Below are 727 nucleotides of genomic sequence, written 5' to 3'. Positions count from 1 at the left end.
GCTCTCGCCGTTGCCTGCGGCCATCCTGTCGGGAAGGAGCTCAGGGCCGAGCACCGCAGGGAGCGGGCTTCTCTGCGTAGAGGCCCCTGAGAATCAACCTTGCCTGCTTCGTCATCCGCCTACGCCTGCTGCGATCTCACCGCGTCGATCGTTCGGCCGCCGCGCGGCTGTACTCGATGACAGCCGCAACGATCCGCTCTGCCAACTCAGCGACGTCTTCGGGAATCGGCTGCGAATCAGGCGGGTCGCCGACGTACTGCTCAGCCAGCAGCCCCTGGCGGTGCAGCCGCTGCACAACGGCGGCCTTGAGCAGCCGACGTGCGAGATGTCCTGGCACGGCGAATGCCAGGACATCAAGGTCTTCACGCGCCACCTCGCTGTATCGAGCCGCTAGCCGACTCACCTCGGGATCCCTGTCATGCAGGTGCAGCCAGGTCCGCACCGTCGGCGGAAGGCCGGTCCCGCCCACATAGATCACCGGTTCCTGCTGCGCGTCCGCCTTGACCCACGCGTATACCCACGAGCCGGCATTCACCAACTCACCACCACGCACTCGCAGCAGCGTCATGTCACTCTCCACCACAGCAGTGTGCCAAGGCAACGGGCGGTACAGCGTCCGCCTCGAACTGAAACGATCTCCAAGCCTCAGGGCAGCATGCTCGTCCACCCTGCGGTGCTCGGCCCTGAGCTCCTTCCCGACAGGATGGCCGCAGGCAACGGCGAGAGC

The 727-nt window shown here is 66.0% G+C and carries 1 protein-coding gene; it reads right to left on the bottom strand.

Annotated features, from left to right (window positions below; all coding sequences use genetic code 11):
* Positions 1 to 136: 136 nt before the first annotated feature.
* Positions 137 to 568: a hypothetical protein gene (locus IEZ06_RS35920; protein WP_189241126.1), complete on the bottom strand. Its 432-nt coding sequence runs from the start codon at positions 566 to 568 to the stop codon at positions 137 to 139.
* Between the last annotated feature and the right edge of the window lie 159 nt (positions 569 to 727).

Origin of the sequence: Planomonospora antibiotica (assembly GCF_014647955.1) — a bacterium.
Taxonomy (GTDB): domain Bacteria; phylum Actinomycetota; class Actinomycetes; order Streptosporangiales; family Streptosporangiaceae; genus Planomonospora; species Planomonospora parontospora.
This window is presented reverse-complemented; position numbering and strand designations above follow the sequence as displayed.

Bases quoted from the DNA above. Each gene is read 5' to 3' on its own strand.
- IEZ06_RS35920 (WP_189241126.1), bottom strand. From the start codon at position 568: ATGACGCTGCTGCGAGTGCGTGGTGGTGAGTTGGTGAATGCCGGCTCG.